This is a genomic window from Sphingomonas morindae, assembly GCF_023822065.1.
Classification (GTDB): Bacteria; Pseudomonadota; Alphaproteobacteria; order Sphingomonadales; family Sphingomonadaceae; genus Solisphingomonas; species Solisphingomonas morindae.
The window spans coordinates 2,623,217-2,639,611 of record NZ_CP084930.1; the positions used below are offsets into that span (position 1 = coordinate 2,623,217).

At 72.7% G+C, this 16,395-nt stretch carries 19 protein-coding genes and 1 pseudogene; 13 read left to right on the plus strand and 7 right to left on the minus strand.

Annotated elements, in window-relative coordinates:
• Positions 1 to 36: 36 nt before the first annotated feature.
• Positions 37 to 2,289 (minus strand): patatin-like protein, encoded by a 2,253-nt coding sequence (locus LHA26_RS12845; RefSeq protein WP_252165997.1) that lies wholly within the window; start codon positions 2,287 to 2,289, stop codon positions 37 to 39.
• 146 nt (positions 2,290 to 2,435) lie between these two features.
• Here LHA26_RS12845 and LHA26_RS12850 point away from each other — a divergent pair, with 146 nt between their 5' ends.
• The 8 genes and pseudogenes from LHA26_RS12850 to LHA26_RS12885 all read left to right on the plus strand — a co-directional run bounded on the left by LHA26_RS12850 (position 2,436) and on the right by LHA26_RS12885 (position 8,358).
• Positions 2,436 to 2,933 carry a DUF4142 domain-containing protein gene (locus tag LHA26_RS12850; RefSeq protein ID WP_252165998.1) on the plus strand — a complete coding sequence of 166 codons (498 nt, stop codon included), beginning with the start codon at positions 2,436 to 2,438 and terminating at the stop codon, positions 2,931 to 2,933.
• A gap of 81 nt (positions 2,934 to 3,014) precedes the next feature.
• The gene (gene radA, locus LHA26_RS12855) at positions 3,015 to 4,388 is read left to right on the plus strand and encodes a DNA repair protein RadA (protein WP_252165999.1); all 1,374 of its coding nucleotides are present in this window, start codon (positions 3,015 to 3,017) and stop codon (positions 4,386 to 4,388) included.
• Positions 4,389 to 4,493: 105 nt separating this feature from the next.
• Positions 4,494 to 4,745 (plus strand): DUF6894 family protein, encoded by a 252-nt coding sequence (locus LHA26_RS12860; RefSeq protein ID WP_252166000.1) that lies wholly within the window; start codon positions 4,494 to 4,496, stop codon positions 4,743 to 4,745.
• A gap of 63 nt (positions 4,746 to 4,808) precedes the next feature.
• Positions 4,809 to 5,360 carry a CvpA family protein gene (locus LHA26_RS12865; protein WP_437441215.1) on the plus strand — a complete coding sequence of 184 codons (552 nt, stop codon included), beginning with the start codon at positions 4,809 to 4,811 and terminating at the stop codon, positions 5,358 to 5,360.
• Positions 5,361 to 5,377: 17 nt separating this feature from the next.
• On the plus strand, positions 5,378 to 5,821 hold the full coding sequence (locus tag LHA26_RS12870; RefSeq protein ID WP_252166001.1) for an iron-sulfur cluster assembly scaffold protein: 444 nt from the start codon (positions 5,378 to 5,380) through the stop codon (positions 5,819 to 5,821).
• Positions 5,822 to 5,865: 44 nt separating this feature from the next.
• Positions 5,866 to 7,599 carry a cation:proton antiporter domain-containing protein gene (locus tag LHA26_RS12875; protein WP_252168387.1) on the plus strand — a complete coding sequence of 578 codons (1,734 nt, stop codon included), beginning with the start codon at positions 5,866 to 5,868 and terminating at the stop codon, positions 7,597 to 7,599.
• Position 7,600: 1 nt separating this feature from the next.
• Positions 7,601 to 7,927: pseudogene (locus tag LHA26_RS12880) on the plus strand (DUF423 domain-containing protein); the annotation flags it as partial.
• Positions 7,928 to 7,992: 65 nt separating this feature from the next.
• On the plus strand, positions 7,993 to 8,358 hold the full coding sequence (locus LHA26_RS12885; RefSeq protein WP_252166002.1) for a lysozyme inhibitor LprI family protein: 366 nt from the start codon (positions 7,993 to 7,995) through the stop codon (positions 8,356 to 8,358).
• A 27-nt stretch (positions 8,359 to 8,385) separates the two neighbouring features.
• Here the strand turns inward: LHA26_RS12885 and aroB are convergent, their stop codons facing one another.
• Positions 8,386 to 9,492 carry a 3-dehydroquinate synthase gene (aroB, locus tag LHA26_RS12890; protein ID WP_252166003.1) on the minus strand — a complete coding sequence of 369 codons (1,107 nt, stop codon included), beginning with the start codon at positions 9,490 to 9,492 and terminating at the stop codon, positions 8,386 to 8,388.
• Positions 9,489 to 10,037 (minus strand): shikimate kinase, encoded by a 549-nt coding sequence (locus LHA26_RS12895; RefSeq protein WP_252166004.1) that lies wholly within the window; start codon positions 10,035 to 10,037, stop codon positions 9,489 to 9,491. The genes aroB and LHA26_RS12895 overlap by 4 nt, the downstream gene beginning before the upstream one ends.
• Before the next feature lie 82 nt (positions 10,038 to 10,119).
• Here LHA26_RS12895 and LHA26_RS12900 point away from each other — a divergent pair, with 82 nt between their 5' ends.
• The 4 genes from LHA26_RS12900 to LHA26_RS12915 are packed head-to-tail and all read left to right on the plus strand — an operon-like array spanning position 10,120 to position 13,979.
• Positions 10,120 to 10,263, plus strand: coding sequence for a hypothetical protein (locus tag LHA26_RS12900; RefSeq protein ID WP_252166005.1), 144 nt, complete (start codon positions 10,120 to 10,122; stop codon positions 10,261 to 10,263).
• Positions 10,247 to 12,097 carry a hypothetical protein gene (locus LHA26_RS12905; protein WP_252166006.1) on the plus strand — a complete coding sequence of 617 codons (1,851 nt, stop codon included), beginning with the start codon at positions 10,247 to 10,249 and terminating at the stop codon, positions 12,095 to 12,097. Before LHA26_RS12900 ends, LHA26_RS12905 begins: the two co-directional genes overlap by 17 nt.
• On the plus strand, positions 12,094 to 13,029 hold the full coding sequence (locus tag LHA26_RS12910; RefSeq protein WP_252166007.1) for a tyrosine-type recombinase/integrase: 936 nt from the start codon (positions 12,094 to 12,096) through the stop codon (positions 13,027 to 13,029). The genes LHA26_RS12905 and LHA26_RS12910 overlap by 4 nt, the downstream gene beginning before the upstream one ends.
• A gap of 11 nt (positions 13,030 to 13,040) precedes the next feature.
• Entirely contained in the window at positions 13,041 to 13,979 is a 939-nt protein-coding gene (locus LHA26_RS12915; RefSeq protein WP_252166008.1) for an acetyl-CoA carboxylase carboxyltransferase subunit alpha, read from the plus strand.
• A gap of 91 nt (positions 13,980 to 14,070) precedes the next feature.
• Here LHA26_RS12915 and LHA26_RS12920 read toward each other — a convergent pair whose 3' ends face one another.
• The gene (locus tag LHA26_RS12920; RefSeq protein ID WP_437441216.1) at positions 14,071 to 14,223 is read right to left on the minus strand and encodes a Flp family type IVb pilin; all 153 of its coding nucleotides are present in this window, start codon (positions 14,221 to 14,223) and stop codon (positions 14,071 to 14,073) included.
• A gap of 102 nt (positions 14,224 to 14,325) precedes the next feature.
• A complete protein-coding gene (locus tag LHA26_RS12925; protein ID WP_252166009.1) occupies positions 14,326 to 14,496 on the minus strand; it encodes a Flp family type IVb pilin in 171 nt (56 codons plus the stop codon).
• A gap of 98 nt (positions 14,497 to 14,594) precedes the next feature.
• Between LHA26_RS12925 and LHA26_RS12930 the strand changes: the two genes are divergently transcribed.
• Positions 14,595 to 14,984 (plus strand): (deoxy)nucleoside triphosphate pyrophosphohydrolase, encoded by a 390-nt coding sequence (locus tag LHA26_RS12930; protein WP_252166010.1) that lies wholly within the window; start codon positions 14,595 to 14,597, stop codon positions 14,982 to 14,984.
• A 46-nt stretch (positions 14,985 to 15,030) separates the two neighbouring features.
• Here LHA26_RS12930 and LHA26_RS12935 read toward each other — a convergent pair whose 3' ends face one another.
• Positions 15,031 to 15,555, minus strand: coding sequence for an energy transducer TonB (locus LHA26_RS12935; protein ID WP_252166011.1), 525 nt, complete (start codon positions 15,553 to 15,555; stop codon positions 15,031 to 15,033).
• A gap of 311 nt (positions 15,556 to 15,866) precedes the next feature.
• Complete coding sequence (locus LHA26_RS12940) at positions 15,867 to 16,394, minus strand: GNAT family N-acetyltransferase (protein ID WP_252166012.1); 528 nt, start codon at positions 16,392 to 16,394, stop codon at positions 15,867 to 15,869.
• Between the last annotated feature and the right edge of the window lies 1 nt (position 16,395).

Below are 16,395 nucleotides of genomic sequence, written 5' to 3' on the forward strand. Positions count from 1 at the left end.
GCCTAGGCGGAAAGCCGGGCGGATGCCAGAGGGGCCTCAGCCGATCGCGGCGGCGATCCGATCGATCAGCGCGCCCGAGGCGCCGAGGCGCGGCCGCTCCTCCGCCAGGATGGCGCGAAAGGCGCGCCGCTTCAGTCCGGCGACCCGCTCCGCCGGCAGCGCGGCGCCGGCGGGAAGCGCGGAGACGGCGATGTCGATCAGCCGCTCGGCGCCGTGCAGCCGGCCCCAGAGATAATCATGCTCGCGCCAGACGCGGCTGAAAAAGGCGCCGAAGCCGTGGAAGCGCAGCCCCTTGAGCAGCGGATCCGGGCCGAAGCCGGGGATCGCCACGGCATCTTCGGGGGCCAGCCGATCCACCGCGACGGGATCATTCTCGTCCAGCCCGTCGCCCTGGAGCAGGGGCAGGGTGGCGGCATCGTGGAAGGGGAAGCCGCAATAGGCGAGCAGCAGCGCCCGGCGCGGCGCGCGCGGCAGCGGCGCCAGCGCGGCGGCGAGCAGGCGATCGGCCTCCGCATCCTGCGCGGGCAGCGCGCGCGCCGCCGCCAGCGCGGCGAGCGCCGCCATCGGCGCGGCGGGGGCGTCGGCCGCCAGCGCGGCGAGCGCGGGATCATAGCCATCGTCGCCGGCGAGCGCGAGGAAGGGCGCCAGCGCGGCGAGCAGCGCCTCGCGCGCGGGCTGCGCCTCGGCCGGGGCAAGATCCCCCGCCTCCTCCAGTCGATCCAGCCGCCGCGCGACGCCGCGCAGCCGGCGGATCCGCCCGCGCAGATCCTGCGCCTCGAAGAATCCGTGGATGCCGGCGGCGTCGAGCCCCTGGGTGGCGGCATCCAGCGCGGTGCGCAGCGCCGCCGGCGCGGCGCCGCCCAGCGCGGCGAACAGCGTCGCGATCTCGTCGAGAATGGCGGCCAGGTTCAGCGCGGCGTAGGCGGCATGGGCATAGCCGGCGTGGCGCGCGGCGCGGCGGGCGGCGCGGCGGCGCCACGCGCCCAGCCGTGCCGGGGTGAGCCGGTCCACCAGCAGCATCGGCCCCAAGGCCGCCTCGCTCGCCTGCTCGACATAGGGGGCGAGCCGCTCGGTGAGGCGCCGCATCCGGGCGATGGCGGCGGAGCGGCGCTCCAGCGCTTCCAGCGCGTCGCGGATCGGCTGCTGCCGGGGAATGTCCGACAGGGCACCGAGCAGCGTCGCGAGATAGGAAGGCGGCCCCGCCGCCGCGCCGCCGCCGCCGCGCAGCTGCACGAGGTGCGTGCCGGGATGCGGATCGACGCACAGGAAGCGCCGCACGATCTCGCGCCGCGCCGGACGGTTGCGCAACGCCGCGATCGCCGGCGCGAAGGGCGCGTTGGCCAGCACCGAGCCATCCAGCAGCACCGCCTGCTCGACCAGCCCGGCGGCGCAGTGGCGCGGCAGGGCCCGGGCGAGGAAGGCGGCGCGTCCCGGCCAGGGGCGGCCGCGCGCGGCGAGCAGCGCGTCCAGTTCGGCGACGGTGAAGGGCGGGAAGGCGCCCGGAAAGCTCGCGGTGGCGCGCGCGGCGAAGACGAGATCGATGGGATCGGCCAGCCGCCGCGCGCCCGCCCCGCGATCGCGGAAGGCGAGCGTGAGGCGATGCTCCGTCTCCACCACCTCGGCGGGCGAGTGGAGCCGCAGCCGTTCGGGATAGCCGTGGAAATCGGTGACCGTGACGAACAGGTCCAGCGGATGGCCCGGCGGCAGCAGCGGCGGCCCCGCCGTTCCGGCGTCAATCCGATCGAAGGCATCGAGCAGCAGCCCCGAAAAGCCGGCGCCCCCGAAGGGCGGCTCGAACCAGCGCGACCGGACAAAGCCGCCGAGCTTGGCGCGCACCTGTTCGCGCGCCTCGGCATCGAGATCGGCGGCGAGCCCCGCCTCGCGCGCCGCCGCCGCCCAGGCGAGCGGCGTCGCCCACATTTTCGCGAGCCGGGAGCCGGGGCGGGCGGCCGGATCCATCAGCGCCTCGATATCGGCCTTGTCCAGCCACAGCGACGTCAGCGGATCGAGCGAGCGGCCGGTGGCGATGGCATGGCCGAGAAAGATGCTGTTGAGCCCGCCCGCGCTAGCGCCGGCCAATATATCCACCAATACCGTCAGCCGCAGTCCGGCGCCCTCGAGCGCGGCGAGCAGATCGGCATAGACGCGCTCCACCGGGCCCTCAGGCGTAGCGCCTGTCCGTCCGGCGCGCGCGAGGTGCCACACCTCGCGCGTGATGCCGTGCATCCAGACCGCCAGGCTGATCCCGCCATAGCAGACCAGCGCGAGGCGCAATTCCCTCTCCCGCATAGGATCAGCCTACAGCTTCGCTCCGGGCCTGCAACACAGGAGATTAACGTATATCAATCAACATCTTATCTCAGGACATAAGCGGCTCGTGGCGCGTTGGGGCGACGTGTGGGGCGACTGCCTCGCGGATCTTTGGGAGGATTGCCATGCTCGTTCGCCATTCCCTGCTCGTCGCCGCCCTCGGCCTTGGCCTCGCCGCCGGCGCCCAGGCGCAGACCGCCACCTCGCCCAAGGATTTCGTCGCCAAGGCGGGCGCGAGCGATCAGTTCGAAATCCAGTCCTCGCGGCTCGAGCTGGCTTCGTCCAACCGCGAGATCAAGAGCTTCGCGCAGCAGATGATCACCGACCACACCAAGAGCACGGCGATGGTCACGAAGGCTGCCAGCCAGGACAAGCTGCCGCCGATGACGCCCAAGCTGACCCCCGACAAGGCGCGTAAGATCGCTCAGCTCAAGGCCGTCAAGGGCGCCGAGCGCGACCGGCTCTATGTGACGCAGCAGCAGGCCGCGCACCAGGAGGCGCTGGCGCTGATGCAGGATTATGCCAACAACGGCACCGCCACCCATCTGAAGCAGGCCGCCGGCGAGATCGCGCCGATCGTGCAGCATCACCTGGAAATGGTGCAGGGCCTCTCCGCCCAGTAAGCGGCGACGCGCGCGGCGCGGTTGTCGGCCGCGCCGCGCCTTGCTATGTTCCCGCTTCGTTCAACGGATGACGGGGCGGACATGGCGAAGGTGGCGCGGCGATATGTCTGCCAGGCGTGCGGCGGCGTGTCGCACCGCTGGCAGGGCCAGTGCGGCGATTGCGCCGAATGGAACACGCTGAGCGAGGAGGCCGCGCCCACGGCCAGCGTGTTCGCCGCCAAGCATGATCTGCGGCGCGGCGGCCGCGCCGTGACGCTGGTGGGGCTGGACGCCGAAATTCCCGTGCCGCCCCGGCTCGCCACCGGCATCGCCGAACTGGATCGCACGCTGGGCGGCGGCCTCGTCGCGGGCTCGGCGACGCTGATCGGCGGCGATCCGGGCGTCGGCAAATCCACGCTGCTGATCCAGGCCGCCGCGCGGCTGGCGCTGGCCGGGCGCGGCGTCACCTATATTTCCGGCGAGGAGGCGGCCGATCAGGTGCGGCTGCGCGCGCGCCGGCTGGGGCTGGACAAGGCGCCCGTCCAGCTCGCCTCCGCCACCTCGGTGCGCGATATCCTCGCCACGCTGGCGGGCGGGCCGACCCCGGCGCTGCTGGTGATCGATTCGATCCAGACCATGCACAGCGACGCGATCGAAGGCGCGCCCGGCACCGTCAGCCAGGTGCGCGCTTCGGCGCAGGAACTGATCCGCTACGCCAAGGAGAGCGGCGCGGCGCTGATGCTCGTCGGCCATGTCACCAAGGACGGCGCGATCGCGGGCCCGCGCGTGCTCGAGCATATGGTGGACACCGTCCTCTCCTTCGAGGGCGAGCGCAGCCACCAATATCGCGTGCTGCGCGCGATCAAGAACCGCTTCGGCGGGACGGACGAGATCGGCGTCTTCGCCATGGGGCAGGAGGGGTTGGGCGAGGTGAGCAATCCCTCCGCGCTGTTCCTCACCCAGCGCGACGAGGGGGTGGCGGGCGCGGTGGTCTTCCCCGCGATCGAGGGGACGCGCCCGCTGCTGGTGGAGATCCAGGCGCTGACGGTGCGGCTGGCCAGCGGGGCGACGCCGCGTCGCGCCGTAGTCGGCTGGGATTCCGGGCGGCTGGCGATGATCCTCGCGGTGCTGGAGGCGCGCTGCGGGCTGAGCTTCTCCACCGCCGAAGTCTATCTCAACGTCGCCGGCGGCTATCGCGTCACCGATCCCGCGGCGGACGTGGCGGTGGCGGCGGCCCTGGTCTCGGCCCTGGCGGAGCGGCCGGTGCCGGCGGATGCGGTGGCCTTCGGCGAAGTCGCGCTGTCGGGCGAGCTGCGGCCCGTCGCCCATGCCGGGCTGCGGCTGAAGGAGGCCGCCAAGCTCGGCTTCGAGCGCGCGCTGCTCCCGCACAGCGCCGCCGCCGCCGAGCCGAGCCCGCTCGCCGCCAGCCGTTTCGCCAGCCTCGGCGCGCTGGTGGACCATCTGCTGGGTCGCTGAGCCGGCGGGTGGGCCAAGGACTTGCCCCTGCCGGGCGTGCGCCCCTGCGCCCGCCGGGCGGCGCGGCGCGTTGGCGGTGGGAGGGGCGCATGAGAAAGGGCCGAAATGGCGACCTACTTCATCAGTTTCGAGGGACGGGAACAAGATCGGCGGGCGATCGAGAGCGAGAGCCTGGACGCGGCGCGGATCGAGGCGGTGCGCACGCTCGGCGCCTATCTGGCGGAACATCCGGGCTTCGCGGGGGAGGGGCATTGGCGCGTCCATGTCGAGGATGCGCTGGGTCAGACTTTGCTCCACGTGATCGTGGCGACGGTGACGAGCCGGCGCGAGGCGGCGCGCGGGGCGACGACCGAGTGACGCGCGCGGCGCGCGGCGCGTGCGCGCGTTGACGGCCCTGGGCGCGCCACCTAGAGCCGCGCCATGGCCTCGCTGACCCTGCTCGACATCGTGGTGCTGCTCTTCATCGGCGGCGGCGCCGCGCTGGGGCTGATGCGCGGCTTTGTCTGGGAGGTGCTGTCGCTCTTCGCCTGGGTGGGCGTGGTGATCGCGCTCAAGCTGTTCTACGCGCCGGCCACGCTGTTGCTCGGTCATTATCTCACCACGCGCGCCGGGGCGGGGCTGCTCGCCTTTGTGGCGGTGAGTGGGCTCGTCTTTTTCGGCGGCCGCTTCCTGGCGGAGCGGATCGGCCGACGCACGCGCACCTCGGTGCTCGGGCCGGTGGACCGGCTGCTCGGCCTGGGCTTCGGCGCGATCAAGGGGCTGATCGGCGTCACCCTGCTCTTCATGGCGGGCAATCTCGTCTATGATATCGGCTTTGGCGGCACCGCCGCGCGCCCCGACTGGGTGCGCACCGCGCGCAGCTACAAGCTGCTCCAGGCGAGCCGCCGGGCGATCGACGATCTCGTCGCGCGGCGCCGGCTGGGCACGCCGGCGGACGACGTTGCCGTCTCGAACTCGACGGATGGCGCCTGACGGCCTATCTGGAGCGCATGTCGGCAGCGCTCTACAATTCCACCATCCTGCGCCTCGCGGCGAGCATTCCGCATCACCAGCTTCTGGATCCGGCGGAGGGCCGATCCGAGCGGCGGTCGCCGATCTGCGGCAGCCGGGTGACGGTGACGGTGCGGCTCGACGCGGACGGGCGCGTGGCGGCGCTGGGGCAGGAGGTGCGCGCCTGCGCGCTCGGCCAGGCCTCGGCGGCGCTGATGGGCGATCACGCGATCGGCCGCACCCCGGGGGAGCTGGCGGCGGCGCGCGACGCGCTGGGCGCCTTTCTGGCGGGCGATCGGGACGATAGCGGCGCCTGGCCGGGGCTGGAGATTTTCGGCCCGGCGCGGGCGCACAGCGCGCGCCACGCCTCGATCCGGCTGGCGTTCGAGGCGGTGGCGGACGCCGCCGCGCAGGCGGCCGCGCGGGCGGACGTGCCGGCGTGAGCGGCGGCGCCGATCCCACCACGCTTCTCTATGATGGCGCCACCATGTTGGGCGCCGCGCTGCCGGCGGTGCTGCTGTTCCGGCGCTTCGGCCTGGGCGCGGTGCTGGGCTATCTCGTCGCCGGGGTCGCGATCGGGCCGCAGATGCTGGGGCTGGTCGGCGATGCCGAGGGCAAGATGGGCATCGCCGATTTCGGCATCACCCTGCTGCTCTTCCTCGTCGGGCTGGAATTGCGGCCGCGCCGGCTCTGGGATCTGCGCAAGGAGATTTTCGGCCTCGGCCTCGCGCAGGTGCTGATCGCGGGGCTGGCGATCAGCGCGGTGGTGTTCTTCTTCACCGGCTTCAGCCCGGCGGCGGCGCTTGCGCTGGGCCTGCCGCTGGCGCTGTCCTCCACCGCGCAGGTGCTGCCGCTGCTGCGCAGCCAGGGCCGCTTCCACACGCCCTTTGGCGAGCGGGCCTTCTCCATCCTGCTCTTCCAGGATCTCTCGATCATCCCGCTGATCACGGTGATCGCCGCCCTGTCGCGCGCGCCGGCCGATGCGCATGATCCGCCCGGCTGGGTGATGGGCCTGTCCACGCTCGGCGCCATTCTCGCGCTGGTGCTGCTCGGCCGCTTCCTGCTCAATCCGCTGTTCCGGCTGATCGGCCGGCTGGGCGAGCGCGAGATGTTCGTCGCGGCGGGCCTGTTCACCGTGCTCGTCGCGGCGGCGCTGATGGAGGTGCTGCATCTCTCGACCGCGCTCGGCGCCTTCGTCGCCGGGGTGATGCTGGCGGACAGCCCCTATCGCCACGAACTCGAGGCGGATGTGGAGCCCTTCCGCTCGATCCTGCTCGGCCTCTTCTTCCTGACCATCGGCATGATGCTGGATCTGACCGCGATCGCCACGCGGCCGCTATTCGTACTGGCGCTCGCGGCCGCGCTGATCGTGGTGAAGACGCTGGTGCTGTTCGTCATCGCCCGGCTCGTGGGGATGGAGCGCAAGGCCGCCTTCGCGCTCGGGCTGCTGCTGAGCCAGGGCGGCGAGTTCGGCTTCGTGCTGTTCGGCCAGGCGCAGGCCGCGATGCTGATCGCGCCGCAGGCGGCGAGCCTGTTCTCGGCGGTGGTGACGCTTTCGATGGCGACCACGCCCTTCCTGATGTCGCTGGCGCGGCGCTTCGGCGGCGAGGAGGCGGGGGCCAAGCTGCGCGGCCTGTCCACTCCGGACGAGGCCGAGCAGGCGAGCGCGATCGTTGTCGGCTATGGCCGGTTCGGCCAGACGGTGACCCAAATGCTGCTCGCCCACGGGCTTTCGGTGACGATCATCGATCTCGATCCCGCCGTGATCGACATTGGCGATCGCATGGAGATCAAGGTCTATTACGGCGATGGCATGCGGCTCGACCTGCTCCGCCAGGCGGGCGCGGGCGAGGCGCGGCTGCTGTGCCTGTGCATCGATGACGAGAAGCCCGACGCCGAGACGCTGCGCGCGATACGCGAGGCCTTTCCCTCGATCCGCATCCTCGTCCGCCTCTATGACCGGCGCCACGCGATCGCGCTGCACGGCATCGAGATCGCGGGCTCGGTGCGCGAGGTGTTCGAAAGCGCGGTGTGCATGGGCCGGCAGGCGCTCGTCGCGCTCGGTCTCGAGGAGGAGGAGGTCGAGCGGATCGAAAGCGACTATCGCGAGCGCGACAGCCGCCGCATGACCGCGCAGCGCAAGAAGGGCGATATGCGCGCCGCCATCGGGCTGATGTACCGGCCCGGGCTCGAGACGACCAGCCTGGACGGGGAGCGCTGAGATGCTGCTGGACGCGTGCGCGGCGCTGGCCGGCGCCATGGCGGTGGCGGCCGGCGCCTATGGCGCGCATGGCGCCACCGGCCCCGCCGCCGAATGGCTGCGCACCGGCGCCCATTATCAGCTGATCCATGCCGTGGCCGCGCTTACGGTGATGGCGCGGCCGGGCGGCCGGGCGGCGGGCTGGTGCTTCGTCGGCGGCGGCGGCCTGTTCGCCGGCACGCTCTACCTGATGGCCTTTGGTGCGCCGCGCTGGTTCGGCGCGATCACGCCGCTGGGAGGCGCCGCGCTCATCCTCGGCTGGCTGCTGCTCGCCGTCCGCGCGCTGCGGGCGGGCCGGAGCACCGCCGGCGCCGATCGCATCGCGGCGTCACCGCCGACGGCGGGCGACCGGCCATGCTGATGCTGGCGCTGGCGCTGGCGGCCGCCGCCGCGCCCAAGCCCGCCACCCCGCTCGATCAATGTCTCGGCAGCGGCGCCGCGGCGCAGGGCGTCACGCTCGCGATGGCGGCGTGTTTCGGCGCCGACTATCGGCGCGCCGACGCGACGCTCAACGCCACCTATCGCGCGGTGATGCGGCGTCTGCCGCCGGCGCGGCAGGCGATGCTGCGGGCCGCGCAGCGCGACTGGATCGGCCGGCGCGACGCGGCCTGCCCGCTTTCGACGGCGCCTGGCGCCGGCACGATCGAGCAGCTCAACCGTCCAGCCTGCCTGGCCAAGCAGACGCGGGCGCGCACCGCCTGGCTCCGCCGCTACCGTTGAGCGCGGCGCGCCCGCGCGCCCTGCCGATCAGCGCGCGGCCTCCGCATCGAGGAAGCGCGCCACCGCCGTGAGATCGACATCGCGCGCGAGAAAGGTCCGGCCGATGCCGCGCGCGAGCAGAAAGGGCAGGCGCCCCGCCTCGCGCTTCTTGTCGTGCGCCATATGCGCGACCAGCGCTTCGCCCGAAGCGGCGATGCCGGCCTCGGCCAGCGTGGCGGGAAGGCCGGCGCCGGCGATATGCGCGGCGACGCGCGCGGCATCCTCGGCCGCGCACAGACCCTGCGCGACCGAAAAGCGGAAGGCCAGCGCCATGCCGCAGGCCACGGCCTCGCCATGGAGCAGCCGGTCCGAAAAGCCCGTCTCGGCCTCCAGCGCATGGCCGAAGGTGTGGCCGAGATTGAGCAGCGCGCGCGTGCCGCCCGTCTCGCGCTCGTCGGCGGCGACGATGCGCGCCTTGGCCGCGACCGAGGTGGCGATGGCGTGGCGCCGCGCCGCCGGATCGCCGGCGAGCAGCGCCGCGCCCTCGGCCTCGCACCAGGCGAAGAAGGCCGGATCGTCGATCAGGCCGTATTTCATCACCTCGGCATAGCCGGCGCGGCGCTCGCGCGCGGGCAGGCTGTCCAGCGTGGTCGGATCGATCAGCACATGCGCCGGCTGGTAGAAGGTGCCGACCAGATTCTTGCCCGCGCGCGTGTTGATCGCGGTCTTGCCGCCGACCGAGGAATCGACCTGGGCGAGCAGCGTCGTCGGCACCTGCACGAAGCCGCAGCCGCGCTTGAGGATGGAGGCGGCGAAGCCGACGAGATCGCCGATCACGCCGCCGCCGAGCGCGAGGATATGATCGCCGCGCTCGATGCCGAGCGCGAGCAGCCCGTCGAGCAGCGCTTCCAGCTGCCCCCAGCTCTTGCTGCCCTCGCCGGGCGGCAGGGTGAGCACGGGCGCCGCGATGCCGGCGGCGGCGAGGCTGGCGGCGAGGCGCGGCAGCTGCGCCGCCGCGACATGGGCATCGGTGACGATCGGCAGCAGCCCGCGCGCGGCATAGGGGGCGAGCCGCGTTCCGGCCTCGTCGAGCCCGCCTTCGGCAATGCTGACGACATAGCTGCGCGCGCCCAGGGCTACGGGGATTTCGATCATGGCTGCAGCGCCTTCATGATGGCGTCCACCGTCGCCTCGTGCGGCAGCGGCTCGGACCGGATATGGATATGGGCGAGCGCATAGACCGGGTTGCGCACGGCGGCGAGTTCGGTGAGCACGGCGCGGGGATCGCGCCCGGCGAGCAGCGGGCGATCGCCGCGCCGTCCGACCCGCTCGGCGAGCACATCGACATCGGCGTCGAGCCAGATCGCGATCGCCTTGTCGAGGATGAGCGCGCGCGTCTCGTCGTTCATGAAGGCGCCGCCGCCGGTGGCGACCACGCGCGGCCGGCCGTCGATCAGCCGCGCGATCACGCGACGCTCGCCATCGCGGAAGCCGGCCTCGCCGTAGCGCGCGAAGATTTCCGGAATGGGCAGCCCGGCGGCCGCCTCGATCTCGCGATCCGCATCGACGAAGGGCAGGGTCAGCCGCGTCGCCAGCCGGCGCCCGACCGTGGACTTGCCGACCCCCATCAGCCCGACCAGCACCAGCGGTCGGGTGAAGCGCTGCGGCGCGCGGGATCGGTGGCGGCTGGAACGAGACATGGCGGCGGGGCTATACACGCGCCTCGCCGCACGGCAAAAGCAGCTTCCTCCGCCCTTCCCACCGGCCATTTCGGATTAGAGCATGTCGCGTGCCACCATCATCCTCCTGATCCTCCTCATCGCGATCGTCGGCGGGCTGGTGGCGCTGTCGCGTCGCTCGGCCGAAGTGCCGCCGCACCGGATCGAGAAGGTGGTGACGCTGAACGGCGATGCGGCCAAGCAGTAAGGCGGGGCTGGCGCTCGCCGTCGCGCTCGGCGCGCTCCTGCCGGGATTGCCGGCGCAAGGCCAGCAATCCCCCCAATCCATCCTACCGCCGGGCTTTGGCGATCCCACGCCGCCGGCGCCCACCGCGCCCGCGCGGCCGGCGCCCGCCGCGCCGGCGGCCGCTCCTGCCGCCGCCACCGCCCCGCCGGTGCCGCTGGCACCGCCGCCGCCCAGCGCCGAGCAGATCGACGAGGCCGAACAGGCTACGGCGCGCGATCAGGTGGCGGAGGCCCAGGCCGCCGCCGCCGCCGAGGCGCTGCGCAAGCAGGATGTGCCGGCCGGCGCCCGGCGTGACCTTGATCGAATCGGCATCGTCTCGCCCGCCGTCACCGGCTTTGCCGAGGATGGCTTCGGCGCGCGGCCGGGCCGCTATCTCGCGACGCTGATGACCCGACTCGATGCGCCGGTGGCGTCGCGCTGGGTCGCCATGCTGCTGCGCCGCGCGCTCGTCACCGAGAGCGACACGCCGCCCGGCATCGATCCGGCGGATTGGGTGGCGGCGCGGGTGGCGCTGCTCGCGCGGCTGGGCGAGGCCGATGCCGCGCGGCTGCTGGCGCAGGCGGTGGACAGCGACCGGGCCACGCCGGCGCTTCGCAGCGCGCTGCTCGACGCCGCGCTGGCGAGCGCCGATCCCGCCGCGCTCTGCCCGGTCGCCGACGAGGCCGAGGCCGCGGGCCAGGGCGGCGTCTGGACGCTGGCGCGGGCGATGTGCGCGGGGCTCGCGGGCGAGAGCGGCACCGCCTCCGCGCTGATCGACCATGCCCGCGCCGGCGCGCACGGGGTGCGCGGCATCGATCTGCTGCTCGCCGAGCGCGTCGTCGGCGCCGGCACCAATGCGCGGCGCGCGCCCGGCATCCGCTGGGATCAGGTGGATATGCTCACCCCCTGGCGGTTCGGCCTCGGCGCCGCGCTGGGCTTCGCCATTCCCGACAGCCTCTATGACCGCGCGCCGCTGGCGATGCAGGCGTGGCGGGCACGCGCGCCGATGCTGCCGATCGCGGCGCGGCTGGGGGCCGCGCGCATCGCCGCGACGCTCGGCGTGCTCTCGGCGGGCGATCTGATCGACGCCTATGCCGCCGCCGCCGAGGAGGGCGATCCGCTCGCGATGGACCAGAGCCCGGCGGGCCGGCTGCGCGCCGCCTATGCCGCGCGCGATGTGGGCGACCGGATGGCCGCGCTGCGCACGCTCTGGACCGATCCCGTCACCGAGCGGGATGCCTATGCCGGCAAGCTGCTCACCGCCTATGCCGCCGCGCGCATCGCGCCGAGCGCCGACCAGGCCGACGACGCGCCGGGGCTGATCGCCGCGATGCTCTCGGCCGGGCTCGATCTGCCGGCGGCGCGCTGGGCGCCGATCGCGGCCGGGCTGCGCGGCACGCCCGGCGAGGAGGCGCGCGCGCTGCTCGCGGTCGGCGCGCCGGGTTCTGTGCGATTCGATGCCGGCGCCGTGGCGGGCTTCGGCAGCGGTGGCCGGGGCGCGGCGCGGCTGCGCGCCCAGCTTTTCTTCGCCGGGCTCGCCGGGCTGGGGCGGCTCGATCCCGCCCGCGTCGATGGGCTGGGCGGCGAACTGGGCGTGCCGCTCGCCAGCGCCAACAGCTGGACCCGCGCGATCGACGCGGCGGCGGCGCGGCGCGAGCCCGCCACGGTGGCGCTGCTCGCCGCCACCGGCATGCAGACCAGCGACTGGACGCAGGTTTCGCCCGTCTTCCTCTACCATATCGTGGCGGCGCTGCGCGCGGTCGGGCTCGAGCCGGAGGCGCGGATGATCGCCGCCGAGGCGCTGATGCGGACATGAGCGCGGCGGCGGCGATGGCGGCGGGCGAGGATGGCCGCGCGATCGCCCGCTTCCTCGAGGCGCTCGCCGCCGAATCGGGCGCGGCGCGCAACACGCTGCTCGCCTATGCCACCGATCTGCGCGGCGCCTCGGCGGTGCTCGACGGCGGATTGGCGCAGGCGGACGGCGCCGCGCTCGCCCGGCTGGCGGAGAGCTGGCAGGGGCTCGCCCGCGCCAGCATCGCGCGCAAATCGGCGGCGTGTCGGCGCTTCTTCGGCTTTCTGGTGGATGAGGGCGCGCGGGCCGATGATCCGTCCGGAGCGCTGCCGCGCGGCCAGATCCCGCGCGGCCTGCCCAAGATTCTCGGCCATGGCGATGTCGAGCGGCTGTTCGCGGCGCTGGCGGCGCGGCTGGCGGTCGCCGCGCCGCGCCCGCTCGATCTCCGCCTCGCGGCGCTGTTCGAGCTGCTCTACGGATCGGGGCTGCGCGCCACCGAGCTGGTCTCGCTGCCGCGCGGCGCGGTGCGCGACGGCCAGCCCTATTGCATCCTCACCGGCAAGGGCGGCCGCGAGCGGCTGGTGCCGATCTCCGATCGGGCGCTTGCGGCGGTGGCCGCCTGGCGGGCGCATGTGCCCGCCGGCCAGCCCTGGCTCTTCCCCTCGGGCGCCAAGCATCTCAGCCGCATCCGCCTCTACCAGCTGGTCCGCGCGCTCGGCGCCGAGGCGGGCATCCCGCCCGAGCGGATCAGCCCGCACGTGCTGCGCCATGCCTTCGCCACCCATTTGCTGGAGGGGGGCGCGGATCTGCGCGCACTGCAGGCGATGCTGGGCCATGCCGACATCGCCACCACGCAGATCTACACCCATGTCGACAGCGCCCGGCTGGTCGCGCTGGTCAATGCCCGCCATCCGCTCGCCATGCTCTGCGTTGACGGCGCTTCCCCCACGGCTTAACCGGCTCCGCCATGCAGTTTCTCGACTTTGAAAAGCCGATCGCCGAGCTGACCGCGCGCGTCGCCGAGCTTCGTGCCACCGCCGATGCCGGCGCGCTCGATATCGAGCAGGAGGTGTCGAAGCTCGAGGCCAAGGCGGAGAAGATGCTCCGCGATACCTATGCCAAGCTCAGCCCCTGGCAGAAGACGCAGGTGGCGCGGCACCCGCAGCGGCCGCATCTGAAGGATTATCTCGCCGGCTTCGTGACGGATTTCATGCCGCTGGCGGGCGATCGCGCCTTTGCCGACGATCTCGCCATCATCGGCGGGCTGGGGCGGATCGGCGGCCGCCGCGTAATGGTGATCGGCCATGAAAAGGGCGACGATACCGCCAGCCGGCTGCGCCACAATTTCGGCATGGCCAAGCCCGAGGGCTATCGCAAGGCGATTCGGCTGATGGAGCTGGCCGATCGCTTCGGCCTGCCGGTGGTGACGCTGGTGGATACGTCCGGCGCCTTTCCGGGCGTGCAGGCCGAGGAGCGCGGCCAGGCCGAGGCCATCGCGCGCTCGACCGAAGCGTGCCTCGCGCTCGGCGTGCCGCTGGTGGCGGCGATCGTCGGCGAGGGCGGATCGGGCGGCGCGGTCGCGCTCGCCTCCGCCAACCGGCTGCTGATGTTCGAGCATGCCGTCTATTCGGTGATCTCGCCGGAAGGCTGCGCCTCGATCCTGTGGCGCACCGCCGAACGCGCTGCCGACGCCGCCGAGGCGATGAAGGTGACCGCGCAGGATCTCGCCAAGCTCGGAATCGTCGATCGCATCGTGCCCGAGCCGCTGGGCGGCGCCCATCGCGCGCGCGAGCAGGCGATCGCCACGCTCGGCCAGGCGCTGGTGGAAGAGCTGCAGCGGTTCGACGGCCTCGAGCCGCAGGCGCTGCGGGCGCGGCGGCGCGAGAAATATCTGGCGATCGCCTGACGCGCGCCGAACGCGCAACGCCCCGGGGCGGACGGGCCGACCCGGGGCGTCTTGTCGCGCATCGCGGCGCCTGGAGGCGCCGCGCCTGATCTTACTTCAGGTTGTTCGACACGTTGGTGAAGGTGCTGCTCAGCTTGGTGCCGAGCGCCGACATGCCACCGATGGCGGCGATGGCGATGAGCGAGGCGATCAGGCCGTACTCAATGGCGGTGGCGCCCTTGTTGTTCTTGATGAACTTGCGCATCGTAAAAATCTCCTACGTCCGCTGCGATGGTTTACCCGGCGAGCCCCTTTGGGTCTGCAACACGGGCTGTACCCGCTGGCGGTAACTAAAAGCTTAAGAGCCTCAGCCGACTTGATTTACCCGCGTGGCCACGGAGCCGATCAGGCCCACCGCGCCATCGCCGAGCAGCGCCAGCCCGCCGAGCAGCGCGACAATGATGAGCCCGCAGATAAGGCCATATTCGATCGCTGTGGCGCCGCCCGCATCGGACAGCAGGCGGCCGGGGCGGCGCATGGGCGAACTCCTCGGGCGGAAAGCCGTTCGGGCTTGCTATCGGACGAGGGCGTTAACAAAGCATGTGGTTTGCCGATTTTGCGCAAGGGGATTCGATCATGATCCTGGTGGCGGCGGCGGCGCTGGTCGATGCCGATGGCCGCGTGCTGGTGCAGCAGCGCGACGATGGCGCGCAGGCCGGGCTGTGGGAATTTCCGGGCGGCAAGATCGAGCCCGGCGAGACGCCGGTGGCGGCGCTGGTGCGCGAGCTGGACGAGGAACTCGGCATCCGGGTCGAGGCGGCCTGCCTGGCGCCGGCGGTGTTCGCCTGCGAGCCGGTGGGCGCGCGGCAGATCCTGCTGCTGCTCCATGTCTGCCGCAAATGGCACGGCCAGCCGCAGCCCCGCGCGGCGCGGGCGCTGCAATGGGTGCGCCCGGTGGCGCTGCACGGGCTCGCCATGCCCGCGCCCGACCGCCCGTTGATCGGCCTGCTGGAAGCGCTGCTGTGAGGCGGGGCGCGGCGGCGGGCGGAGCGCCGCCGCCGCGCCGCGCGGCTCAGTGGACCGCCGCGATGATGAGCGGGGCGGTCTCGGCGTAGCGGGGATCACTCTCGCGCAGGCGACGCGCCAGGCGCTCCGTCCGCTCGGTGAGGAGGCGGCGCTGGCGGGCGACGCCCGCCTCGTCCGAGGCGAAGACGATCCAGGCCTCCATGGCGCGATCATGGTCGATGCCGGCGGGCAGCGGGTGGAGCGTCTCGATCGAGGCGACCGCCTTCAGCGCGGCGCGATCGAGCGCGTGCGAGCCGCCGCTCTCGATCAGCCGCACCGCCTGGGGCTGGCCGGTCTCGCTGCACCGGAAAGCGATCCGCACCACGCCATCGGGCGCCGGCGCGGTGCTCAACATGGTGGGATAGACGAGATTGCGATCAAGGCTCTCGTTGATGCGCGCCTGCCATTGCGCGGGCGTTTCCGCCATCACGTTGATGCTGGGGGCGGGTTTGCGCGTCTGATGCGCGGCGACCGGCGTGCCGAGGGCGAGCGCCAGGGTGGCGCCGACCAGCGCAGGGGAAAAACGGTGCATTGCTCTCTCCGTGCGTAGAAGGCGGCCGGGATCGAACAGGTCGATAGCGGGCTAGGATGCCGCCGGGGCAAACACGCTCACGACTAGCCGGGGCGGTCTCTAATATTCGACTCAAGTAGAGTCAAGCATCTAGGCGCAGTTACTCGATGTAACTGATCTTACCATAAACAGTAACACCGAATATCTTTAATCGTATCGATCAAGAACCAGTCTGACGCTTCGTGGACGCGATTAAACATTGCTGGCGAAAACCTGTGATATCCGTCGCTTGGCAGGCGCGCCGCTTTGGCCGGCGCCCGCTCGGCCGATGGTCAGCCGGGTCGGCGGAAGATCAGCTCGTGATCGGTCCAGTCCCACACCGCGAAGGCGTAGCTGCCCACCGGCTCGAAGCCGCGCGCGCGGTACACGGCCTGGGCGCGGTGATTGCCCGACCAGACGCCGAGCCAATGCGGGCCGGGGAAGCGGCTCTCCAGCGCCGCCAGCGCCGCCGCCAGGAGAAGGCGCCCGAAGCCGCGGCCCTGGCCCGGCCGCGCGACATAGAGCTGGTACAGCTCGCCCTGCTCGGGCCGGGCCTCTTCATGCGGAAGCCGGCACGGGCCGATCTGCGCATAGCCGATCAGGCCGTCGGCCGTTTCGCTCACCAGCGTCAGCCGCGCGGGATCGTCCAGCTCGGCCGCGATCCGCGCGGGCGCATAATAGCGCCGCTCGAACGCCGCCAGATCGCGCGGCGGATAGGGGATGGCGAAATCCTCAAGAAAGGTTTCGCGAAAGGTGCGGACCTTGAGCGCGGCGAGCGCGGTGATGTCCGCCTCGGTCGCGACGCGCGGTGGCGTCTCCATC